This is a genomic window from Actinomadura sp. 7K507, assembly GCF_004348425.1.
GTDB lineage: Bacteria > Actinomycetota > Actinomycetes > Streptosporangiales > Streptosporangiaceae > Spirillospora.
Genome location: NZ_SMKK01000423.1, coordinates 1 through 3,846, shown reverse-complemented (window position 1 = coordinate 3,846; position 3,846 = coordinate 1). Strand labels below are relative to the sequence as shown.

The 3,846-nt window shown below is 72.1% G+C and carries 3 protein-coding genes and 1 pseudogene; 3 read left to right on the top strand and 1 reads right to left on the bottom strand.

Features of this window, described 5'->3' with window-relative positions:
* The 3 genes from E1285_RS43775 to E1285_RS43765 all read left to right on the top strand — a co-directional run.
* On the top strand, positions 1-469 hold a 469-nt coding region (locus E1285_RS43775), incomplete at its 5' end, for an alpha-glucosidase C-terminal domain-containing protein (protein ID WP_207947269.1).
* A gap of 2 nt (positions 470-471) precedes the next feature.
* On the top strand, positions 472-1,902 hold the full coding sequence (locus E1285_RS43770; RefSeq protein ID WP_132160809.1) for a phosphotransferase: 1,431 nt from the start codon (positions 472-474) through the stop codon (positions 1,900-1,902).
* A gap of 169 nt (positions 1,903-2,071) precedes the next feature.
* The gene (locus tag E1285_RS43765) at positions 2,072-3,124 is read left to right on the top strand and encodes a C40 family peptidase (protein WP_165967031.1); all 1,053 of its coding nucleotides are present in this window, start codon (positions 2,072-2,074) and stop codon (positions 3,122-3,124) included.
* A 162-nt stretch (positions 3,125-3,286) separates the two neighbouring features.
* On the opposite strand, the pseudogene E1285_RS46250 reads toward E1285_RS43765, so the two are convergent.
* A pseudogene (locus E1285_RS46250) lies at positions 3,287-3,846 on the bottom strand (SAM-dependent methyltransferase); the annotation flags it as partial.

Genomic DNA, 3,846 nt, shown 5'->3' with positions numbered 1-3,846 from the left:
CGGATCCCTGCTCCACTGGACCCGCAAAATGATCGAGATCCGCCAACGCCACCCCGTCTTCGGCGTCGGCTCCTACGTCGAACTCTCCGCCTCCAACCCCTCCGTCCTCGCCTTCACCCGCGAGATCACCGAGGAGGAGAGCCCGTGGGGCGAGATGGACGCGGTCCTGTGCATCAGCAACCTGTCGCGCTTCCCGCAGCCGGTCGAACTCGACCTGCGGCGCTTCGAGGGCTACTCCCCCGTCGAGTGCATGGGCGGCGTGCAGTTCCCGGCCATCGGTGAGCTGCCCTACCTCATGACGCTTCCCGGGCACGGGTTCTTCTGGTTCCAGCTGCTGCCCCCGGACGACGGCGACCCCGTCGCAGGGCCGCTCCCGGACGCGGCCGCCGGCACGCCCCCGGGCACGGCCGCGGGCACGATCCCGGGCGCGGTCGCGGGCACAGCCCCCGGCTCAGGAAAGGCCGTCTGATCGTGCTGCCACCTGAATCCGCGCTCACGCGCGACCTCGCGGCGTGGCTGCCCCGGCAGCGGTGGTTCGGCGGCAAGGACGGCCCCATCGACGGGCTGTCCATCGGCACCGCGACCGAACTGCGCACCGGCGACCCCGGCCTCCACCACCTCATCCTCGACGTCCGCCAGAACGGCACCACCGATCGCTACCAGGTGCTTCTCGGCGTCCGCCGCGACCTGCCGGACCGGCTCCGGCACGCGGAGATCGGCGGGCCGCCCGGCATGGACGGCCCGCGGCTGTACGACGCGGCCCACGACCCCGACCTCACCCGGATCCTGCTGGACGCCCTCGCCGCCGAGGCGTCCGCCGGTCCGCTGCGGTTCCGCCACGTCGCCGGCGCCGGCATCCGGACCGACCTGGCGAGCCTGCCCATCACCGCCGAGCAGAGCAACACCTCGCTGCTGTTCGGCGACACCTACATCTGCAAGCTGTTCCGGCGGCTCAGCGACGGCGTGAACCTCGACCTGGAGGTCAACCTGGCGCTGACCCGCGGCGGCTGCACGCACGTCCCCGCCGTCCTCGGGTGGATCGAGCTGGAACCGGAGGGGCGCGCGCGGGCCGGCGGCGACGGGGAGCCGGTCACGCTCGGCCTCCTGTCGGACTACCTGCACACCGGCGCGGACGGCTGGAGCCTGGCGATCGCCAGCGTCCGGGACTGGTTCGCGCACACGCCGCCCGCGGGCGACGGCGAGTGGGCGGAACTGGACGCGAGCGTCGCCGGCGGTGACTTCGCGGCGGAGGCCGAGCGCCTCGGAGCGGCGACGGCGGAGGTCCACCAGGCGCTCGCCGGGGCGTTCGGGGTGCAGACCCTCCCGGCCGGCGAGGTCCACGCGATGGCGGCGCGGATGAACGCCGAGCTGACCGGCACGTGCCGCGCCGTGCCCGGCCTGGCCCCGCACGCGAAGGCGCTCACCGCGGTCTTCCTCGACCTGGCCGCGCAGGCGGAGCCGCTGCCGGTGCAGCGCGTCCACGGCGACTACCACCTCGGCCAGGTCCTGCGCACCGAGAGCGGCTGGACGCTGCTGGACTTCGAGGGCGAGCCGGCGCGGACCCAGAACGAGCGCCGGGCCCTGGCGCACCCGCTCCGGGACGTGGCCGGGATGCTGCGCTCCTTCGAGTACGCGGCCCGCTTCCTCATCGCCAAGTCCGGCACGGTGCCGCCCGAGCCGGGAGGCCGGCTGGAGACGCGGGCGCACGCCTGGGCGGCGCGCAACAGGGCCGCGTTCTGCCGTGGCTACGCGGCCGCCGGCGGCGCCGATCCGGCGGCGCACGCGGTACTGCTCCGCGCCTTCGAGTTCGAGAAGGCGGTCTACGAGGTTCGGTACGAGGCACAGAACCGGCCGGCCTGGCTGCCCGTTCCGCTGACCTCGCTGGCCCATCTGGCCACATGATCAAAGACACCAAAGTGCACCACTAATTCCGCGTCATGATCATGTAAAATCGGCGCGCTCTCCCAATTCCCCGACGATCAGCGGGGTATCCGGACTCTCGGCGAGGTGATGATCACCCGCCCCGCGGAAATCCGCGGCGCACCCGACAACGGGGATGGAGAGAACAGGAATGTCCATCGCACGCCACTCACATGGGGACGACGCCGGCAGCGGAGCGTTCACCGGCCATGACCGCCGCGACCGGGCGGGCACCCGAAAACAGGGAATGCTCCGGGCGGCCGTCACCGTGACGGCGACCGGGCTCGCTCTCGCGGTCCCGCTGAGTTCGCAGGCCTGGGCTGATCTCAATCCGGCCGTGCTGAAGAGCCTGCAACTGGATTCCGCCACGGTGAAGCAGGTCAAGGCGTACGACAAGTACCGGACCCGTGAGGCTGACCAGCGCGAGGACGCCAAGAAGGCCCTCAAGTTCGCCCGCAAGCAGATCGGCAAGCCCTACCGGTGGGGCGCGGAGGGGCCGGGCGGCTACGACTGCTCCGGGCTCGCGATGGCCGCGTGGCGCAAGGCGGGCGTCGACATCCCCCGCGTCACCCACGCGCAGTACCGGGGGGTGAAGCGGAAGGTGAAGCTCAAGAACCTCAAGCCGGGGGACCTGATCTTCTTCCGGGGCCGCAACCATGTCGGGATGTATGTGGGCGACGGAAAGTACCTCCATGCGCCGCGCACCGGGGAGAAGATTCGCATCGACAAGCTCACAAAGAGGCGCAAGAAGCAGTTCGCCGGCGCGGTCCGGCCCGGTGCGCCCAAGCACAGGAAATGGTCGCCGTCCGTGCGGGAGCTGGTCGAGAAGATCGACAGGATGAGCGTCCAGAAGAGAGCGGACCAGAAACCGCCTGATAAGGAGCGGACCCCCCAGATTCCGCCACCTGATGACACAGTTCCGAAAACCGACAACTCCCCGATGCACGCCCCCGGACACACCCCGGCAGAGCAGGCCGCGCCACCAGGAGGCCCCGCCTCGAAGCCGGACGATTCCGCGGCTCAGGATCCGCGAAGCGACGCACCGTCGGACGACAGGAAGCCCGAACCCCGGCCGATGTACGGCGCGGACCAGTCCGCGGCATCGGACCAGGGCCCCTTCCGGAACGGGTCAGAGTTCCGTCCATGGGGCAAGTACCTCGGCGACGACAGCGTCTTCTCGGCACCGGGCCACGCCGCCGGCTGACGCGAACGGCCGGGCCGCCGGCGGGACCGCGACGGACCCGTGAAGACCCGGCCGGCGATCCGCGCACTCCGGGAACGGCCGCACGCGGGCCGTTCCCGGACGTGTTCGTCGAACGCCGCGTACGCGGCCATCCCGCGAACGGCGAGCGGCGAGCGGCGAGCGCTATGGGGCCGGGCGGAGGTGCCCGTCCAGGAGGCCGTCGAAGCTCAGCCGGACCAGCATCTCCCCCAGCGACGACATCTCGCGCAACGTCTCCGTCAGGCGGGCCAGTTCCTGGAAGGCGTGGCCGTAGGCGCGCTGACGTTCGAGGGACAGCCGGGGGACGCGCGTCCGGCGCAGGTCCATCCGGCTCGATCCGGCGCCGGTGCGGGTGTGCGCGAAGGTCAGGAACCCGGCCAGGAACCGCGCGTCGAGCCGTTCCCCGTCCGGGCGGTAGAGGGTGAGGAAGGGGCCGAGCGCGGCGCCGTGCTCGGTGACGACCCGGGCGGAGCCGGCGGCGGTCGAGACGACGTCGCCGGGTTCGAGCATGATCAGCCCGGGGCCGACCGCGGACGTTCCGGACGGGCCCGTCCCGGCGCTCACGTCGTCCACGGTGAGGACCGGCACGTCGCCGCCGGACGGCAGCCGGGCCGGCGCGTGGCTGATCGTGACGACCCCGGCCTTGGCCAGCTCGGAGAGGGTGGTGAACGGCAGGGGCCGCCGGTCCGGCAGCAGTTCGAGGC